Source organism: Ligilactobacillus pobuzihii E100301 = KCTC 13174 (assembly GCF_000349725.1).
GTDB classification, from domain to species: domain Bacteria; phylum Bacillota; class Bacilli; order Lactobacillales; family Lactobacillaceae; genus Ligilactobacillus; species Ligilactobacillus pobuzihii.
In genome coordinates this window covers 56,628-72,660 of record NZ_KB714689.1, presented here as the reverse complement: position 1 = coordinate 72,660, position 16,033 = coordinate 56,628, and the positions used below count along the sequence as shown (strand labels likewise).

18 protein-coding genes are annotated in these 16,033 nt (G+C 39.8%); 9 read left to right on the top strand and 9 right to left on the bottom strand.

The window, feature by feature from the left end; translation table 11 throughout:
* The first annotated feature begins 73 nt into the window (after nucleotides 1–73).
* Nucleotides 74–532, top strand: coding sequence for a universal stress protein (locus tag LACPOB_RS0103445; protein WP_026142732.1), 459 nt, complete (start codon nucleotides 74–76; stop codon nucleotides 530–532).
* A gap of 308 nt (nucleotides 533–840) precedes the next feature.
* Here LACPOB_RS0103445 and LACPOB_RS0103440 read toward each other — a convergent pair whose 3' ends face one another.
* The 3 genes from LACPOB_RS0103440 to LACPOB_RS0103430 form a co-directional block, all read right to left on the bottom strand.
* Nucleotides 841–2,235 (bottom strand): amino acid ABC transporter substrate-binding protein/permease, encoded by a 1,395-nt coding sequence (locus tag LACPOB_RS0103440; RefSeq protein WP_225429654.1) that lies wholly within the window; start codon nucleotides 2,233–2,235, stop codon nucleotides 841–843.
* A gap of 1,283 nt (nucleotides 2,236–3,518) precedes the next feature.
* Nucleotides 3,519–3,815 carry a GNAT family N-acetyltransferase gene (locus tag LACPOB_RS0103435; RefSeq protein WP_017867430.1) on the bottom strand — a complete coding sequence of 99 codons (297 nt, stop codon included), beginning with the start codon at nucleotides 3,813–3,815 and terminating at the stop codon, nucleotides 3,519–3,521.
* A gap of 64 nt (nucleotides 3,816–3,879) precedes the next feature.
* Nucleotides 3,880–4,248, bottom strand: a complete 369-nt coding sequence (locus tag LACPOB_RS0103430) for a DUF488 domain-containing protein (protein WP_017867429.1) — start codon at nucleotides 4,246–4,248, stop codon at nucleotides 3,880–3,882.
* Between the two features lie 321 nt (nucleotides 4,249–4,569).
* On the opposite strand from LACPOB_RS0103430, the gene LACPOB_RS0103425 reads away from it, so the two are divergent.
* The 3 genes from LACPOB_RS0103425 (at nucleotide 4,570) to msrA (ending at nucleotide 6,090) form a co-directional block, all read left to right on the top strand.
* Nucleotides 4,570–5,040, top strand: a complete 471-nt coding sequence (locus LACPOB_RS0103425) for a glutathione peroxidase (RefSeq protein ID WP_017867428.1) — start codon at nucleotides 4,570–4,572, stop codon at nucleotides 5,038–5,040.
* A 137-nt stretch (nucleotides 5,041–5,177) separates the two neighbouring features.
* Entirely contained in the window at nucleotides 5,178–5,492 is a 315-nt protein-coding gene (gene trxA, locus LACPOB_RS0103420; protein ID WP_017867427.1) for a thioredoxin, read from the top strand.
* A gap of 82 nt (nucleotides 5,493–5,574) precedes the next feature.
* Nucleotides 5,575–6,090 carry a peptide-methionine (S)-S-oxide reductase MsrA gene (msrA, locus tag LACPOB_RS0103415; RefSeq protein WP_017867426.1) on the top strand — a complete coding sequence of 172 codons (516 nt, stop codon included), beginning with the start codon at nucleotides 5,575–5,577 and terminating at the stop codon, nucleotides 6,088–6,090.
* 358 nt (nucleotides 6,091–6,448) lie between these two features.
* Here the strand turns inward: msrA and LACPOB_RS0103410 are convergent, their stop codons facing one another.
* The 3 genes from LACPOB_RS0103410 to LACPOB_RS0103400 all read right to left on the bottom strand — a co-directional run bounded on the left by LACPOB_RS0103410 (nucleotide 6,449) and on the right by LACPOB_RS0103400 (nucleotide 8,507).
* A complete protein-coding gene (locus LACPOB_RS0103410; RefSeq protein ID WP_017867425.1) occupies nucleotides 6,449–6,685 on the bottom strand; it encodes a hypothetical protein in 237 nt (78 codons plus the stop codon).
* Between the two features lie 270 nt (nucleotides 6,686–6,955).
* Nucleotides 6,956–8,140: a GNAT family N-acetyltransferase gene (locus LACPOB_RS0103405; RefSeq protein WP_017867424.1), complete on the bottom strand. Its 1,185-nt coding sequence runs from the start codon at nucleotides 8,138–8,140 to the stop codon at nucleotides 6,956–6,958.
* A gap of 25 nt (nucleotides 8,141–8,165) precedes the next feature.
* The gene (locus LACPOB_RS0103400; RefSeq protein WP_017867423.1) at nucleotides 8,166–8,507 is read right to left on the bottom strand and encodes a hypothetical protein; all 342 of its coding nucleotides are present in this window, start codon (nucleotides 8,505–8,507) and stop codon (nucleotides 8,166–8,168) included.
* 162 nt (nucleotides 8,508–8,669) lie between these two features.
* Between LACPOB_RS0103400 and LACPOB_RS0103395 the strand changes: the two genes are divergently transcribed.
* Nucleotides 8,670–9,473 carry a DUF6612 family protein gene (locus LACPOB_RS0103395; RefSeq protein WP_146983673.1) on the top strand — a complete coding sequence of 268 codons (804 nt, stop codon included), beginning with the start codon at nucleotides 8,670–8,672 and terminating at the stop codon, nucleotides 9,471–9,473.
* Nucleotides 9,474–9,861: 388 nt separating this feature from the next.
* On the opposite strand, the gene LACPOB_RS0103390 is transcribed toward LACPOB_RS0103395, so the two are convergent.
* A complete protein-coding gene (locus LACPOB_RS0103390; RefSeq protein ID WP_017867421.1) occupies nucleotides 9,862–10,512 on the bottom strand; it encodes an NAD(P)-dependent oxidoreductase in 651 nt (216 codons plus the stop codon).
* Between the two features lie 149 nt (nucleotides 10,513–10,661).
* Between LACPOB_RS0103390 and LACPOB_RS0103385 the strand changes: the two genes are divergently transcribed.
* The 4 genes from LACPOB_RS0103385 (at nucleotide 10,662) to LACPOB_RS12700 (ending at nucleotide 14,364) form a co-directional block, all read left to right on the top strand.
* Nucleotides 10,662–11,420 carry an NUDIX hydrolase gene (locus tag LACPOB_RS0103385; RefSeq protein ID WP_017867420.1) on the top strand — a complete coding sequence of 253 codons (759 nt, stop codon included), beginning with the start codon at nucleotides 10,662–10,664 and terminating at the stop codon, nucleotides 11,418–11,420.
* 158 nt (nucleotides 11,421–11,578) lie between these two features.
* Nucleotides 11,579–13,033 carry a nicotinate phosphoribosyltransferase gene (locus LACPOB_RS0103380; RefSeq protein WP_017867419.1) on the top strand — a complete coding sequence of 485 codons (1,455 nt, stop codon included), beginning with the start codon at nucleotides 11,579–11,581 and terminating at the stop codon, nucleotides 13,031–13,033.
* A gap of 263 nt (nucleotides 13,034–13,296) precedes the next feature.
* Complete coding sequence (locus LACPOB_RS0103375) at nucleotides 13,297–14,112, top strand: Cof-type HAD-IIB family hydrolase (protein ID WP_017867418.1); 816 nt, start codon at nucleotides 13,297–13,299, stop codon at nucleotides 14,110–14,112.
* Between the two features lie 102 nt (nucleotides 14,113–14,214).
* Nucleotides 14,215–14,364 (top strand): hypothetical protein, encoded by a 150-nt coding sequence (locus LACPOB_RS12700; protein WP_017867417.1) that lies wholly within the window; start codon nucleotides 14,215–14,217, stop codon nucleotides 14,362–14,364.
* An 86-nt stretch (nucleotides 14,365–14,450) separates the two neighbouring features.
* On the opposite strand, the gene LACPOB_RS0103365 is transcribed toward LACPOB_RS12700, so the two are convergent.
* Both LACPOB_RS0103365 and sstT read right to left on the bottom strand, forming a co-directional pair.
* Nucleotides 14,451–14,873: an Ohr family peroxiredoxin gene (locus tag LACPOB_RS0103365; RefSeq protein ID WP_017867416.1), complete on the bottom strand. Its 423-nt coding sequence runs from the start codon at nucleotides 14,871–14,873 to the stop codon at nucleotides 14,451–14,453.
* 244 nt (nucleotides 14,874–15,117) lie between these two features.
* On the bottom strand, nucleotides 15,118–16,033 hold a 916-nt coding region (gene sstT / locus LACPOB_RS11685; RefSeq protein ID WP_040532708.1), incomplete at its 5' end, for a serine/threonine transporter SstT.

Here is a 16,033-nt window from a genome sequence, read left to right as displayed (position 1 = left end):
GAAATGGTTTTCACATTGAAATAGGAGTATGATATTAAGCATAAAGCGATAGATGTTTGGGGTGAATGATGACATGGCACTTAATTACCAACGGATCTTGGTTGCGGTCAACAAGTCCGCGGGGGCCGATTCAGCGTTGGAAAAGGCTGTGGCGACTGCTAAACGGAATCATGCAAGGTTAGACCTTTTACGTGTGATCGACGTTAATTCGTTACAATTTAAAGCAGGGGGCCAGGCCATGATCAATGGCCAGCAAATTTATGAGATCGAACAGTCCAACGAAGAATTCTTGTTTCAATTACAGGACAGATTGATCGATGAAGAAGGATTAGATCCTAAGCAAGTCTTTGTGCATCTTCGTTTTGGAAATCCGAAAACAGTGATCTTAGATGATTTCCAACCAGAATACCACAATGATCTATTAGTGCTCGGCGGGACCGAAATGAATTTGTTCAAGCGCATGATGGCAGGTTCGGTATCTTCTTACGTGCCAAGGGCCGCCCAGTGTGATGTTTTAATAACTAAAAAATAAGGGAAAGTGAGACAAAAGATGCTATGAAGTTGAATTGTAACGCAATCGTTGTTACAGTGAGGCTTCAAAACAACTTTTGTCTCGCTTCCTTTTTAGGATCGGACAGTTAGCTATCTCCCAGTCCCTTTTATTTTTGAAAGTGCTGGGGATCAACTAACCAATAAGATATACACCAACCAAAGTATTTTAATTCTTAACCAACTAAAAAGCAGCACCACCTAAGCTTGATCTTAAAGTCTAGGTAGTGCTGTTTTTAATTGAGTTATGACAGCCAGAAGATCTTATTTATCTTCTAGGCATTTTACTTTTTAATCATTCATTTTCTTTTCGACATACTTAGATAACCATGTCAGTAATGTAATGATGATCAAATACATCAATGCCACGATCCCCCACACCTTAAATCCTTCTAGGTTCCGTGCAATGATGATCTTCCCGGTTTGAGTCAATTCTAAGATCCCGATGATCGATAGGATCGAAGTATCCTTCAAAGTAATAATGAATTGGTTGATAAACGAAGGGACCATGATCTTAATTCCCTGGGGCAAGATGACCTTTTTCATTGCCTTGCCAAATGGCAGTCCTAAGCTCCGCGCGGCCTCCATTTGCCCATCGTCGACTGAGTCGATCCCACCTTTGACAAACGCTGCTGTGTACGCACCTTCGTTTAACATCAATGTGATCGTCCCAGCAATGAAAGCGGGGATCTTTGTTCCTGTCAAACTCGGAATACCATTGTAAATAAATAGGGCCAAAACTAATAGTGGCAATCCACGGAAGATGTAGATCACAGTCGTGGATAGACCGCGGGCGAATTTGTTAGGTAAGACACCTAGTAAACCAAAAATTACCCCGAAGATCGTTGCGGCAATGATACCAACGACCGTTAGGTAAAGGGTTTGTCCTAAACCTTTCAGTAATACGGACCTGTTTTGTTTGAGCAATCCGCCAAAGGTATGTTCGTCAGATTTTTTCTTTTGCTTATTTACGGTATCTGTACTCAAATAACGGTCCGTGATCTTTTTGTATTCCCCGTTTTTCTTCAGCACTTTCAATCCGTGGTTGAATTTCTGGATCAGTTCCGAATTTTCACCCTTCAAAACCGCGAAACCATAGTTGCCGCTTTCTGCTGGCTTGGTGACGATCTTAAGCTTGGTCCCGGTTTTGATCGCGTATTTCATGACAGGTACGTCTTCAAATGTTGCATCCGAGTTACCGTTAGTCACATCGTTATACATGTTGTCCGAATCATCGAAAGTTACTGTCTTAAAGCCATATTTCTTTTGTTGCGAACGAGCATAATCAGCAGCGGCAGTCCCTGTTTTAAGGGCAACTTTCTTACCTTTTAAATCGCTGAGACCGTTGATTTTACTGTTGTTGGCAACAGCCATGACGACACCAGTTTTATAGTAAGGATCTGAAAAATCAAATTTTGCTTGTCGTTCTGGTGTGATCGACATTCCGGCAATAACGCCATCGATCTGTCTGGATTGCAAGGATTGAACAGCGGCGTTAAAGCCGAGTTCCTTGATATTGACCTTGAAACCTTCTTCTTTGGCGATCGCATTCATCAAATCAATGTCGATGCCGACATATTTATTATCTTTATTGGCGAATTCAAATGGTGGATATGTAACATCTGTACCGATCGTATATGTTTCCTCAGCGTGTACTTTAGGAGAAACTGCCAAAAATAAGATCATCGAAAATAGCGCGATAAAAAATGCACTTATCTTACTTTTTTTCATCAGTTCTCACCCCTTTACTTAATTTATTTTTATTAATGTTTCTAGAATACCATATTTTTCCTAATGTCGGGTATAGCGGACTAGCTATTTTTTAATTTCATGCGTCTATACCAATTTTGAACAAATGACTTCAAGACTTTTATGTATACAGATATAATTTATTTACCAACTTTGTGTCGTTGATATACCTGTTTACAAATGATTTTCTTAAAGTAAAAAACTATCAGTTTAAATACTATGACTAAAAGCAGTTGTTTTAGAAAACATTTGTGATGAAAGACTTGTATTTCTATTAGAAAGCGATTACAATAAGGGCGTAGGGAATGAACAGCTCATAATTTATATTTATAAATTAGACGGTTGTTTCATTACGAAACCACACGAAAAGAGGTTAGGAGCTTGTTAAATTCTCTATCAGATAATGGTCGGACTCAACTATAGTGTGACAATAGGTTCGGGGTTGGTGCGAAATCAGCTTCTTTTAGTTCTCTTTGTCCGCTTTCACTAGTTGCCTTGTGCAAGTAATTAAGTCTGATCATTATTTTTGTGTGTTTAAAAATAAAAACGGAGCTGAGACATAACTAGCTGTGTAATTCTAAAAGGGCCGTCGATTTAATCCATTTTTGTGATAGATCGACGGCCTTTAAACATGTTCCAAAAGATTGAAGTCATACTGTAACAACGATTGTTTTATTCTGATTCTTTGCCTTGCGCCCCACCTAAAATAATGCAATCATCGTTACAAAGTGGTCTCAAAGCATCCTTTGTTTCACGCTCGTTTCATATTGTATATCTAAATGTTCTTCAAAATTTCGCTGAACGCTGATTGTTCATTAGAGTTGGCAAAGAATAAGTTTGACGGTGGTTGTTGGTCATTTCAGCATCAGTGGGGTCAACTGAGATAAATAAAGTGTTGATCGAATCGATGTTTTGAATTTTGGCGTCCAAGGCGACTGATAATCTATCACCAGATCTTTGTAAGTCAAACTATTAAAATAATTTTTAGCATAAAAAAGGCTGGGACAAAACAATATCCCAGTCTCTTCTTTTGCTAAAAATAATCAAATTATCGCTTCTAATTTTTACAACATAAACGCGTTTCAAAAGTCTGAATCCTCAATGTAATGCCATTTACGCCATTCTTGTCCTGCACTTTGCTACGGCCAAAAATGGCGTAAATGGCATTACATACCGGCTTCAAAACGACTTTTGTCCCGCTCTCTATTTAAAAAATTCAATTATGCTAAAACATCAGCATTTTCATCTTGATGTTTCTCAAAAAACTTTACGGCATAGGGACAAACATTTATAATTTTGTAGCCGCTTTTGCGAGCATGGTTGGCCATTTCTAACATTAGATAACCACCGATCCCCTGACCACGTAAGGAAGGATCGACTACAGTGGAATCGATCGTATAAGTCTTTTTTTCATCATCAACAGTAAAATCAACCTGTGCATCAACTTTTTCATCTTCATTATAGTGAACAAAACGATCTTGTTTATTATTGTAATTGGATTCAAATAAAAACTTCATGCAAATTCCTCCTCGTAAAATATTTGTTATCGTTATCATACTATCAATAGACTAAAATGTATAATTAGTTTGCTTCGCCCAATTTTTGCTCCAAATAATGCTTGAGTACAACGGCTTGGTTATGTTTAGTGTCTTTGGCACCATAAAGCAAGGTGACGTTGCCCTGAGTTAGTTGTTTTTTGACAGTTGCGATAAATTGTTTAGTGTAAGGGTTAAGATCTAGTTCTTTTTGATACTCAATTTGAAAGTCAGCAAACTTCTCTGGATCGTGTGCAAACCATTTGCGTAGTTCGACGGAAGGAGCGATCTCTTTGGTCCAATCATTGAGTTTGGCATTGGCTTTGGAAATGCCACGTGGCCACATCCGGTCAACTAAAATCCGGTAGCTTTGATAGTCTTGCTCATGGTCATATATCCGTTTGATTTTTAACATAAACACAGCTCCCTTTCTTATTGGTATTAATTGTAACGCAAGCGAAGCCAGAAGAGAATTTAAACAAATTACTATCAAATTGTAAGCAAATATATTGAAGTACCTTTAGAATAATGTTACATTTCTAATAGTTGATCGCGAACGATTAAAAGCTAGGATGACAAACTCGATCACAGAGGTAGTGTAAAATTTACTGTTACATTATTTACTTTATAACGTGGAACTGAAGTTGATGATGTACAGTCTTTTGAGTTTGGGAGTTTGTCTATCCATTCGCGTGATCAATACAAGAGTATTTATCCAATGAAAGAGGTGATGTCGGTGTCATCAATCTATGATTTTAAAAAACAAGAGGTTGGCGGACAGACAATTGATTTTGCCGATTTTGATGGACAGGTTTTATTGTTAGTCAATACTGCCAGTAAGTGCGGATTAGCCCCACAACTTAAACAAATCGAATCTTTGTATCGAAAATATCATGATAAAGGATTCAACGTAGTTGGTCTACCTTCTAACCAGTTCAACCAAGAATTGGACTCAGATGAAGAGGCAGAACAGTATTGTCAGCGTCACTTCGGAGTCACATTTCCAATGACCAAGCGGGTGGTTGTTAATGGCGACGATGAAGATCCATTATATACGTATTTGAAAGAGCAAACTGATGGCCAAGATATCGCGTGGAATTATACGAAATTTCTGATCGGGCGAGATGGTCAACTTGTGGGTCGTTATGAGCCTAAAACGACTCCTGAAGAATTTACTAATGATATTGTAGAAGCAGTGCAAAACTAGAAATAATGCGTTATTATGGTAATATAGTAGAAGTAAGTAGAACACAATATAATTTTGTAATATAGCTGTCATTGGTTAAAGAACGTCCGCGTTTGGGAAAATGACCAGCTTAACTCAAATATAGGAGGAATTAAATTATGGCAGTAAAAGAAATCACAGATGCAGATTTTGAAGAAGTTACTGGAAAAGGCGTTACTTTGACAGACTTCTGGGCAACATGGTGTGGTCCATGTAAGATGCAATCACCAGTTGTTGAACAATTATCAGACGAGATGGGTGACGTTCAATTTACCAAGATGGATGTTGACCAAAACCCTGAAACAGCATCTCATTTTGGTATCATGAGTATCCCAACTTTGATGGTCAAAAAAGATGGCGAAGTTGTCGACACTATCGTGGGCTACCATCCTAAAGATCAATTAAAACAGATCTTAGAACAATATACTGACTAAATTTAGTCTTTAATAAATTGGGGGCACAGAGTTAGTCTGTGCTCTTTGTATTTGAAAATCTAAAAAACGAGGAGTGCATCACATGGAAAAAACAGCAATTTTTGCAGGTGGGTGTTTTTGGTGTATGGTCAAGCCATTTGATGAACAGCCTGGTATCAACAAGGTAGTTTCTGGTTATACGGGTGGTCACGTAAAAAATCCGACTTATGAACAAGTCTGCAGCCATACGACCGGTCACACTGAAGCCGTCGAGATCCACTACGACCCTGAAGTTGTGTCCTATGCTGACTTAGTCGAAGTCTACTGGCGCCAAACGGATCCAACTGATGCCATGGGTCAATTTCAAGACCGGGGTGACAGCTATCGACCAGTGATTTTCGTGCAAAATGAAGAGGAACGGCAGATCGCCGAAGCTTCCAAGAAGAAGTTGGCAGAAAGTGAACGTTTCAAGGAACCGATCGTGACACAGATCGAAGATGCCAAGCCGTTTTATCCGGCAGAAGATTATCACCAAGATTTCTACAAGAAAAACCCTCTACGCTACCAAATGGAAGAAATGGGCGGCCGTGAGAAATTTATTAAGGATCAGTGGAAATAAGAAAGTGAAACAAAAGGTGTTTTGAAGCCGATTTGTAGCGGTGATCGCATTATTTTGGGTTATAGAAAAGCGAAGAACCAGAATAACGCAATCGTGTTACAGTAAGGATTCAATCTTTTGGAACACGTTTAAAAACAGAGAGCGGAGCGTGGCGTTTAGAAGGTGAGCACTAATTGACTAGTCGGATATGATGCGTTTTTTGCATTAGAGCCGGCTAGTTAGTTAGGCACAGCCTTCTGCCAGGCGAAACTCATTTAAGGGTCGTCGATTTAACCCATTTAATGGGATAGATCGACGACCCTTTTAGAATCTACAGCTAGTTATGTCCCAGATACATACTTTTGGCAAATGTGTGTGTTCAGTCCTTGTTAGTTTCTTTTTGTGCACGGCGTTTGTGCTTGCGTAATAAGAAAGGGACAGTTAGCGTAGTCCCAGCCGCACTGAGCACCAAGAAGTCAGCGACTAACAAGATTAGTAAAAGACCAGTGGGCGCCTTGGTGTACCAAGCAACTACACTTAGTGCAATCAAAATGATAGTCAGCAACCAGATCGCGCCGACTAGGAAGAAAATTTTTCGCTTTTGTTTCGAATCCAATTTAATTCCCTCTTTTCAAATGATTAAGTTTGAATATAGCGCGATGTTTGCCTAAAAGCAAGTTAAGCCCCTAAAAAATTGGAGTAACTGTACGTAAGTTAGCCAAAGTAACGTTCAGATGAGCATGAACTGAGGCTGGGACAAAAAATATCCCAGTCTTTTCCCTTGCTAAAAATAACCCAATTATCGCTTGAAATTTTTATAGCGTAAACGACGTTAAACACCAGCTTCAAAACGATTTTTGTCCCGCTCTCAGATATTTCTCTTCCCTTAAAAATAGTCCACTAATTCTGGTGGTTCGGGTACAATGAGTTGTTCCAAGGCATTCACGGTTTCGGGGCGTAATGTCACTGCACCAGTCGCAGCCAGCAGCCGAACCGAGCGTGTTCCAAAGAAAATTTGGGTCAATTGTTGGATCGTTAATTTGTCAGGCACATTAGTTGCATTGACCTGTTGCACCGTAACTCTTTCGCCACTGGCGGCAATTTCCCAGACTCCGTCATTGGCAGGTAAATTTTTGTCTGTGACAGTCAGTCGCAGTGGCTCAAAGTCTCTTTTTTGATAAGGATAGCGTACTAAGAAGTCACGTAGATCAACGATCCGTGCCATCATGTACGGTTCTATTACACACTGGGCGTTTCTTGGTTCAGGCAATAAATCCCCGTGATAAGTTGGTGTGGGCGTGTCAAAAACGAAAGATCCCACGGTGTTTTGATGAGCAAAAATAAAGGTTAAGAGATTCTGATAGGCAAGCGGATCGTCAAATAAGAATTCTTTGACAGTTAAATGATCGGACTGTAATTCATATAAAATATAGCCTGCAACTTGGTTTCTGTCATTGAAGTCGAGTGCACAGTGCCACGTATTTTTGATGCTCAAATAGTGCCACCACCACTCGGAACGCACCAATCCACCTGACAAACCACCTTTTTTAACCAGTCGTGCATAAAAATCAGCGACCGTAGGTAAATTATCTTGCAACATGCCACGTTTGATATGATGAGAATTTTCTTTTGGTTTTATTTGCGGGACCTGTGAGCTTTCGAGCGTATATTTGCAATGATCAAAGACATGTTCGTATCCAAAACGACGGTAAAATTTGAAAGAAAAAGGTGCTAGGTAAGACAAAGTAGTACCTTGTTTTGCCATATCTTCTAAGGCCGTTTGCAATAAATTGCTAGCATGACCTTGACCACTCGCCTCGGGAGCCGTTGTCACATCGCAGATCCCCTTTGTTTGATAGCGAGTTCCATGAAAGTCAACTTCAAAAGGCAGGCTCAATAAACCGCTAGCTAAATTACCTGTTGCAGTTCGTTTTCCATAGACTAAGGCATGTTCACAACGTTTGAAAAAATAAGCACGTCTTTGCGATGTATCAGGGTTATTAAAAGCATACAAGTAGAGTTGGTAGAATTCTTCGAACTCACTAGGATTTTGTAATAGATCATTTACCATTCCTAATATCCTCCAGACTAGCCGTTTATTCTTGGTTGATCAAAGCGGTCAGTTGTTTGCCATAATTACGCCAAAATAAGATCGCGTTATTTTTAAAGTCAGCTGAAAAGGTATCAAAGCCGTCACGGGGTATTACCGTACCGATTTCTTCTTTTAAGGCACCAGTTACTAATAATTCCTGATCTTTAGTACGCCATTTGACGTTAAAATATGGGCCTTCCAAGGCTTCATCCAACATTTCTTGTAAACCTTCTTTAGCCGTATCGACTAAGACATCTTGTTCAGTCATATTTTCTTTTCTATTCGCCTGTAAAAAGCTTAATTTCTGGGCAACTTCACCCATGTCATTGGGAACAATATTAAACATTAGTACTACCTCCACGATTTATAAGTGATTTTATTATAGCAAATTTTATCTTTAAAAATAAAGAAAGCCTTTTCAAAAACTAAAATAATAAACATATTTTATTACGTGAAAATATGCTAGCATAAAGCTTGTACTTTCAAGATATAAAAAAGGGATGTGCTTATGATGAAATGGAAAAAAATGATGGCAACGCTGGTTGCTTCTTCGTCAATGTTACTACTGGCCGCTTGTACTCCTTCGGCGCAAAAAATTAATGAAAAAATGGAAGATGCCGGTCAGGATGTTAAAAATGGGCGAGTCGAAATGACGATGGATCTTAAATCGGGGGATGAAAAGATCCAGGTTGCTTCTGATATGGACTTCAAGCTTAAACCGGCTCTCTTTAAGCAAGAATTAACACTTAAAGGTGACGGTCAAACTATTCCAGTGACAGATTATATTACCGATGATGAGCAATATATGAAGCTAAATGGTGAGTGGATCAAGGGTGATAAAGATACATTTAAAGAAGTTGGTGTCGAATGGCCAGATTTTGAAAAAGAAGAAAAAAACCGTACATACAGTGCTGGTAGTGAAAAATTATTAGATGAAATGGAAGTTAACAGCAAAGATAATACTTATACTATGACGCTGAAAGGTGATAGTAAAAATAAGAAATCAGTAGTTAAAGAAGTTAAAAAGATGATGACTTCTGCGGTTGAAAATGAAGAAACCAAGAATCTTTTTAAAGATATCAAGGTCCAATCGGTCGATTATACATACAAGATTGATAAGGACAGCTACCTACCTAAGAACTACCAAGTCAAAATGAAATACAAACAAGACGGCGAAACGATCAATGCTAAGATGAACTATGACTATTCTAAATTGAATAAGAATAAAGATATAAAAATTCCAGCGCAAGTCAAAGATGCAGCAATTGATTTGAATGATTTAAATGAACTTGCAGAAATGGAAGATTATTAAGACACAGTTTTTGGCAAATAGTTGTGGAACTAGCTAGAGGCTTGGACATAACATAACTAGCAATGTGATTCTAAAAGGGCCGTTGATCTATCCCATTTAAACAGGATAAATCAACGGCTCTTAAATGAGTTTCGCCTGGCAGAAGGCTGTGCCTAACTAACTAGCCGGCTCTAATGCAAAAAACGCATCATATCCGACTAGTCAATTAGTGCTCACCTTCTAAACGCCACGCTCCGCTCTCTGTTTTTAAACGTGTTCCACAAGATTGAAACCATACTGTAACAACGACGTTATTCTGGTTCGACCCAAAATAGCGCAATCATCGTTACAAATCGGGTCCAAAAATCGTTTGTCTTACTCTCTAATATTTATGCTAAGTTGCTTATTTTTAACCGTTAGCGACTGTAAAACGTTCTTGTTTATGGCTTGGTTCTTGGATCTCTTTGACGATTGCCTTGGCCATTGTTCCACCAGTCGTTTCGGAGTTACCGTCCTTATTAGTCAATAATTCTTCTGTACCATATAAGATGTTGTCGCTAGCCTCTCCGGCAACAAAGGAAGAAGCAGGTGAGATGCCGACCCAGTTTACATTAGTTACGTCTTGCAAGAAATGTAATTCAGCTAGTTGGTTGATCGGTGTGTTAATGAAACTCTCAGCACCGGGTACTTTTTTGATGTCTTCCACTACCAAGTGATTGTCGTCACCTGTATGCAAGCTACCAGCACCTAAAATAAAGATGAAACGAGGTTGCTGTGTTTCACGGAACAAGCTGATCAAATGAGCAGTTAAGTCAACGTGTAAGTAAGCTTGAGCTGGGTCAGTTGAAAAGGCGTCAACTACTACATCAAAGTTAGCCAGATCGTCATGACTCAATGCAAACGCATCTTTTTCCAAAATTTGGATGGAGTCACCTAGTTTATCTTTAGCTTTACTTTTGTTTCTGACGATCGCTGTCACGTCTAAGCCTGCGCTTTGTGCTTCTTTAAATGCGGCTGAGCCGGCCATACCGGTTGCACCGATGATCCCTACTTTAGTCATAAAATGGAACCTCCTTATTTTTGATTATTGCTTACATTTTATAAGGAAAATTGTTAAAATACAAGCAATAACCCCTGAAGGTTTTCTCAGTAATTCTAATCGGTTATAATGAATGTGGAAACTGAATGAGAAGTGAGAGGAGAACGGTGATGTTAGAGGAAGATCGTTTGACAAAAGTCAATATTGTAAACTTGATTTGGAGTTTTGACCGCCATACTGACCAGGTCAACTTGTTGCTTGTCAAACGTGCCAACCAACCTGCCCAGAATATGTGGTCTTTACCAGAAACATTCCTTGGTGCGAACGAAAGCGCAGACCAGGCGGCCTTACGTCTTGTGCACGATAAGATCGGCTTGAAATTAGCTGCTTTTCATACAGAACAATTAGAAACTTTTACGGCGCCTCAGCGTTTTAATGATGATCAGCGGACTTTATCGTTAGCATATATGACATTTCTGCCAGAAATGCCACCGCTTGATCCCGGGTATGGTGCGATCGATGCTAAATGGTTTGCGATGACTATCTATGACCAGGCTTATTGCTTTTGCAATGGCAATGAAAAATATAGCGTCGCTCAGGCCAAACGACAAGAAGACTACTATGCCAAACTGACTGACTATGGTCGAAGTGCTAGCCAACAGTTAGCCTTTGACCACGAGTGGATCATTAAGGTCGCTTGTTTTCGTATTAAAAATAAGTTGGATTATCAACCCAACATTTTATTGATCTTGGGCGACACTTTTACTTTAAAAGATGCTCGGAGTGTTTATGCGCCATTTTTAAAGATCAAACGTGAGCAGATCGATAATTCCAATTTTAAAAAGACGCACGGCAAATTATTTGAAGAAACGGGAACAGTCGCAGCTAAAAAGCGTGGTCGCCCGGCAAACTTATACCGTTTAAAGTAGAGTGCTCATTTAAGGTGCGTATTTTACAGGGGAAGATTTTTTGTGGTTGCAATTATGCAGGGAAAAGCGTAGTATCAACAAGATATATGAGGGAAATTATTTTTTTATTTTATTAAAGGTAATAGTTACTTTTAATTGTTTACTAGGAGGAACGATCAATGATCGAGCAAGGTAACATGGCACTATTAACTGATTTATATGAATATACGATGGCAAATGGCTTTTACCAAGAAATGAAAGATGAACGTGGTTCGTTTGACATGTTCTTCCGTAAATTACCAGATAATGGGCGTTTTGTGGTCCTAGCAGGGCTTGGTACGGTTTTAAAAGAAATGCAAAATTTTCATTTCGAAGAAGAGGACTTGGATTATCTTAGAAGCTTAGATATCTTCTCAGAAGATTTTTTGGCATATTTGCGTGATTTTAAATTTGACTGCAATGTCTACGCAATTCCTGAAGGAACACCAGTATTTTCACGTGAACCAGTCGTCACAGTCGAAGGTCCACTGTTACAAGCTCAATTATTTGAAACCTTGTTGCTAAACGTCGTCAACCATCAAACATTGATCGCTACAAAAGCTCGTCGTATTTCTGCTTCCGCTAAGAATCGATCAGTGATGGAGTTTGGCGCACGACGAGCACAGGGACCAGCTAGTGCGATTTATGGTGCCAGGGCCGCAGTGATCGGTGGTTGTGTTGGAACTTCTAACGTACTGGCAGGGCAAAAGTTTAACATCCCAGTTTCTGGGACGATGGCACACAGTTGGATCGAAGCCTTTGATAACGAGCAGGCGGCTTTTGAAGCATGGGCTAAGATCTACCCACAAAACTGTTCTTTATTGGTCGATACTTATGATGTTTTAAGTTCAGGTGTCCCGCATGCAATTAAAGTTTTTGACCAATTATCAGCTAAAGGTTATGACAAATTCGGTATTCGGATCGATTCAGGTGACATTACGCAACTTTCAACGCAAGCCCGTAAAATGTTAGATGATGCTGGTTATCCAGATGCAACGATCACTGCTTCAAATGCTTTGGATGAACATATTATCCAATCATTGATCAGTGAAGGTGCAGCAATCGATAATTTTGGTGTGGGTGAAAATCTGATCACTAGTGCTAGTTCCCCAGTTTTGAGTGGTGTTTATAAATTAGGTGCGGTCCAAAAGGATGATGGCAAATGGTATCCAAAAGTTAAGGTCAGTGCCAGCATCGGCAAATTAACTTTGCCTGGACGCAAACAAGTTTATCGTTTGTATGATCCGCGTACGGGCTCCCCGTTTGCTGATTTAGTCGGACTCAGAGATGAAGAAATCGATGGACATATTGATGAAATGGAAGTTTTAAGTGCTGACCCTGAAGCAACTAAACGGTACCGAACATTGAGAAATATCGATGTTGATGAATTACAAGAGCTGGTATTAAACGACAAGGGCGAGTTGTTAACAGGTGAACCGGGTGTGTTTGAAATTCAGAAGTACAGCCAAGAAAAACTTGCGGAACTACCAGCAGCAAAGAAACGCTTATTGTACCCGGATGAATATCCAGTATACATCACGACAGCGTTATATGATCAACAACAAGAGTTGATAGAAAATAATAGAGTAGAGTAAAAAAACAAGTTAAAACTACCTAGCAGATGAAAAGAGCTAGGTAGTTTTTTTAAAATCACAACTGGACGTAAGTCATGAAATGAAGCGTCCAGATTAAGCCCTAACCAAACGTAAGTCGCCAAAAGTAACGTTCAGTCATAGCTATTAGTGGTGGTCTCAGATTCCTTCTAGTACCTTGACTTTTTCAAAACCAAACTTCTCCAGCAATTTTTCCTCTAGTAAGTTAAAATTAAGTGGAGACTTTTCATAAAGGAGCAACAGCGATGGCAATTAAAATGATCACAACTGATATTGATGGGACTCTACTCACTAACACTAAAAAAATCACTACACACACGAAAAAAGCCTTGCAAATGGCGCGCCAGCAGGGTGTGTATGTTGTTTTATGTAGCGGTCGGCCGCTAGTTGGTATGCAAGAATATTTGACTGAACTTGGCTTTTATCGAGCAGATGATTACGCCATTACTTTTAACGGTGGACAAGTTCAGCGTGTGACAGAAACTACGCCATTGTTTTCTAAAATGTTGACTACTGAAGATTTTGTCAAATTGGATCAGCTTTCCCACCAGCTGGGTGTCAGAGGACAGGCAGTGACTCCTGATGGGAATATTTATGTGACAACACCAGATGTTAGTCCGGTGTCAGTCATGGACTCTTATTTTACTAAGATGCCATTGCATGTCCGTGAAAATGCACAGGCTGCTGGAGTTTTTGATTTGGCAAAATACATGTGGGCTGATGAGGCTAGTATCTTAACTTCAGCTATTTCTAAATTGCCGGCAGATATCCAGGAGAGTTATTATTGTGTTCATAGTGAAGAGTGGTTTTTTGAATTTATGCACCCACGGGCCACGAAGGGAAATACAATGTTAGAGTTAGCTGCTAAATTAGGTATAAAACCAGCTGAAGTTATGGCTGTCGGTGATCAAAACAATGATCTAACGATGATCAAAGCTGCTGGCTTAGGTGTAGCCATGGGGAATGCCAATCCACTTGTTAAAGAAAATGCCCAAGTTGTCACGGCTGATAATGAGCACGAAGGTTTGGCGACAGCAGTTGAAAAATATGTTTTAAATTAGAAGTAGACAATATTTGCTTCAAGGGTTATTTTGCACTTTTTTGGTTAAAATGAGCTATGATGTAATTGGGAAAGATAAAGAGTGAGAAAAAGGGGGATAAATATGGCTGAACGTGAAGAGATGCGGATCCGGACACATAATATTATTACGTATCTAGATCAGACATATGGCGACAACTGGGCACAAGATCCAGAAATAACAGAAGATCCCAAATTAAAGGAACATTTGAAATGGATCAAAACCTGTAGATAGGTAGCAAGCAGTGCAGTAGCTGTTTGCTTTTTTTATACTACATAAAAGGTCGCTGACAATGCAGCGACTTTAACTTTGACTATATTTTATTCAGCTGAGACTTCGACGTCGATATTACCAGCGACGGCTTTGGAGTATGGACAAACTTTAGCGGTTTCTTCCATATATTTTTGTGTTTCTTCAGGTTTTACGCCATCGATGTGCCCCACTAATCTGACTTTCAAATTAAAATCTGTTTGGCTAGCGGCATATAGATCAACGTTAGCTGTTACTTGACGATGGAGGTCACCTTTACCAGCTTGCTGTAATGTGAAAGACATTGCACTGTTAAAACAAGCCGCAAAGCCTGCCGCGAATAACATTTCTGGTGTAGTAGCGTCTTTGTTTTTTGTCATGGAAGTTTTAACGGAAAAACTTCCGTCAGGGGCAACTGATTCACCTTCACGGCCACCAGTATTAACTGAACGAGAAACATTGATTTTCTTCATCGAATCGTAATCTAAACTCATTAGAAAAACTCCTTTCAAAAACCTGACTGTCTACATAAATTATGTCTTAAGCCAACCGTAGATTTTGACAAATAAGCACGTTGGCCAATTTTAGTCGTCCACGATTGAGCGCTTTCAGATTAACATTGTCATCGCGTAATTTCAAACATTTTGATTACTTTGCAACCTGCAAAAAAACTGTTACTGATCGCTTCCAAAATGAATGACGAGTCAGTAACAGTTATGCTGAAATAATTATTTTGATTTAGCCGCGTGCCTGATTTGCTTGGCGTACGGCTTTTTTAATATCGACTGGCTTGCCGGCCTTGCGCAAGTCGCCATACTCGGCTGCTGCGGTAAATAAGAGGTCTGAAGCAGAGTTGACCGCCGTTTCAACGGAATCTTGGATCACACCAATCACAAAACCGACACCGACCACTTGCATGGCAATATCGTTGCTGATGCCAAATAAGCTACAAGCCATTGGGATCAAAAGTAATGAACCGCCAGCGATGCCCGAAACTCCAGTTGAAGCGATGGCAGTTAAGAAACATAAGATCAAAGCTAGTGGAAATGAGAACTCCATGCCTAAAGTATGGGTGGCAGCAAGAGTCATGATCGAAATCGTGATCGCTGCTCCCCCTGAGTTGGCTGAACCTCCCAGAGGGATCGAAACGCCATAACTTTTTTCATTCAACCCCAAATCCTTGCAGGCCTCCAAGTTGATCGGGATATTTACTGCACTACTCCGAGTGAAAAAGGCAGGGATCCCAGAAACCTTTAGTGTCCAAAAGACGAGTGGGAATGGATTTTGATGGACCAACCCCCAGACCATTAGTGCATAAACGACCAGGTAAACGAAAACCATTGTCCCGATCAGTAACAGCACTAATTGTCCATACCGTAAAACTCCTGCTGTTCCTGTTTCAACTAAAGCTTGGTGAATCAAGCCAATGATACCAAATGGAGCAAATTCGATGATCCAACCAGCGATTTTGCCGACCATGTCTGAAAAGTCGCCGACTACTTTGCGTGTTGTTTGACTGACCATTTGTAGGGCGATCCCAAACAAGACTGCCCAAAATAATATTGCTAAATAATCTCCGTTCATGACTGCGTGAACAGGGTTCGAAACGGCCGTAGTTAGCAGATCATTAACGATCGAACCGATCCCCTTGGGT

Coding starts and splice junctions, on each gene's coding strand:
- LACPOB_RS0103445 (WP_026142732.1), top strand. CDS start 74: ATGGCACTTAATTACCAACGGATCTTGGTTGCGGTCAACAAGTCCGCG.
- LACPOB_RS0103440 (WP_225429654.1), bottom strand. CDS start 2,235: ATGATCTTATTTTTGGCAGTTTCTCCTAAAGTACACGCTGAGGAAACA.
- LACPOB_RS0103435 (WP_017867430.1), bottom strand. CDS start 3,815: ATGAAGTTTTTATTTGAATCCAATTACAATAATAAACAAGATCGTTTT.
- LACPOB_RS0103430 (WP_017867429.1), bottom strand. CDS start 4,248: ATGTTAAAAATCAAACGGATATATGACCATGAGCAAGACTATCAAAGC.
- trxA (WP_017867427.1), top strand. CDS start 5,178: ATGGCAGTAAAAGAAATCACAGATGCAGATTTTGAAGAAGTTACTGGA.
- msrA (WP_017867426.1), top strand. CDS start 5,575: ATGGAAAAAACAGCAATTTTTGCAGGTGGGTGTTTTTGGTGTATGGTC.
- LACPOB_RS0103405 (WP_017867424.1), bottom strand. CDS start 8,140: ATGGTAAATGATCTATTACAAAATCCTAGTGAGTTCGAAGAATTCTAC.
- LACPOB_RS0103400 (WP_017867423.1), bottom strand. CDS start 8,507: ATGTTTAATATTGTTCCCAATGACATGGGTGAAGTTGCCCAGAAATTA.
- LACPOB_RS0103395 (WP_146983673.1), top strand. CDS start 8,670: ATGATGAAATGGAAAAAAATGATGGCAACGCTGGTTGCTTCTTCGTCA.
- LACPOB_RS0103390 (WP_017867421.1), bottom strand. CDS start 10,512: ATGACTAAAGTAGGGATCATCGGTGCAACCGGTATGGCCGGCTCAGCC.
- LACPOB_RS0103385 (WP_017867420.1), top strand. CDS start 10,662: ATGTTAGAGGAAGATCGTTTGACAAAAGTCAATATTGTAAACTTGATT.
- LACPOB_RS0103380 (WP_017867419.1), top strand. CDS start 11,579: ATGATCGAGCAAGGTAACATGGCACTATTAACTGATTTATATGAATAT.
- LACPOB_RS0103375 (WP_017867418.1), top strand. CDS start 13,297: ATGGCAATTAAAATGATCACAACTGATATTGATGGGACTCTACTCACT.
- LACPOB_RS12700 (WP_017867417.1), top strand. CDS start 14,215: ATGGCTGAACGTGAAGAGATGCGGATCCGGACACATAATATTATTACG.
- LACPOB_RS0103365 (WP_017867416.1), bottom strand. CDS start 14,873: ATGAGTTTAGATTACGATTCGATGAAGAAAATCAATGTTTCTCGTTCA.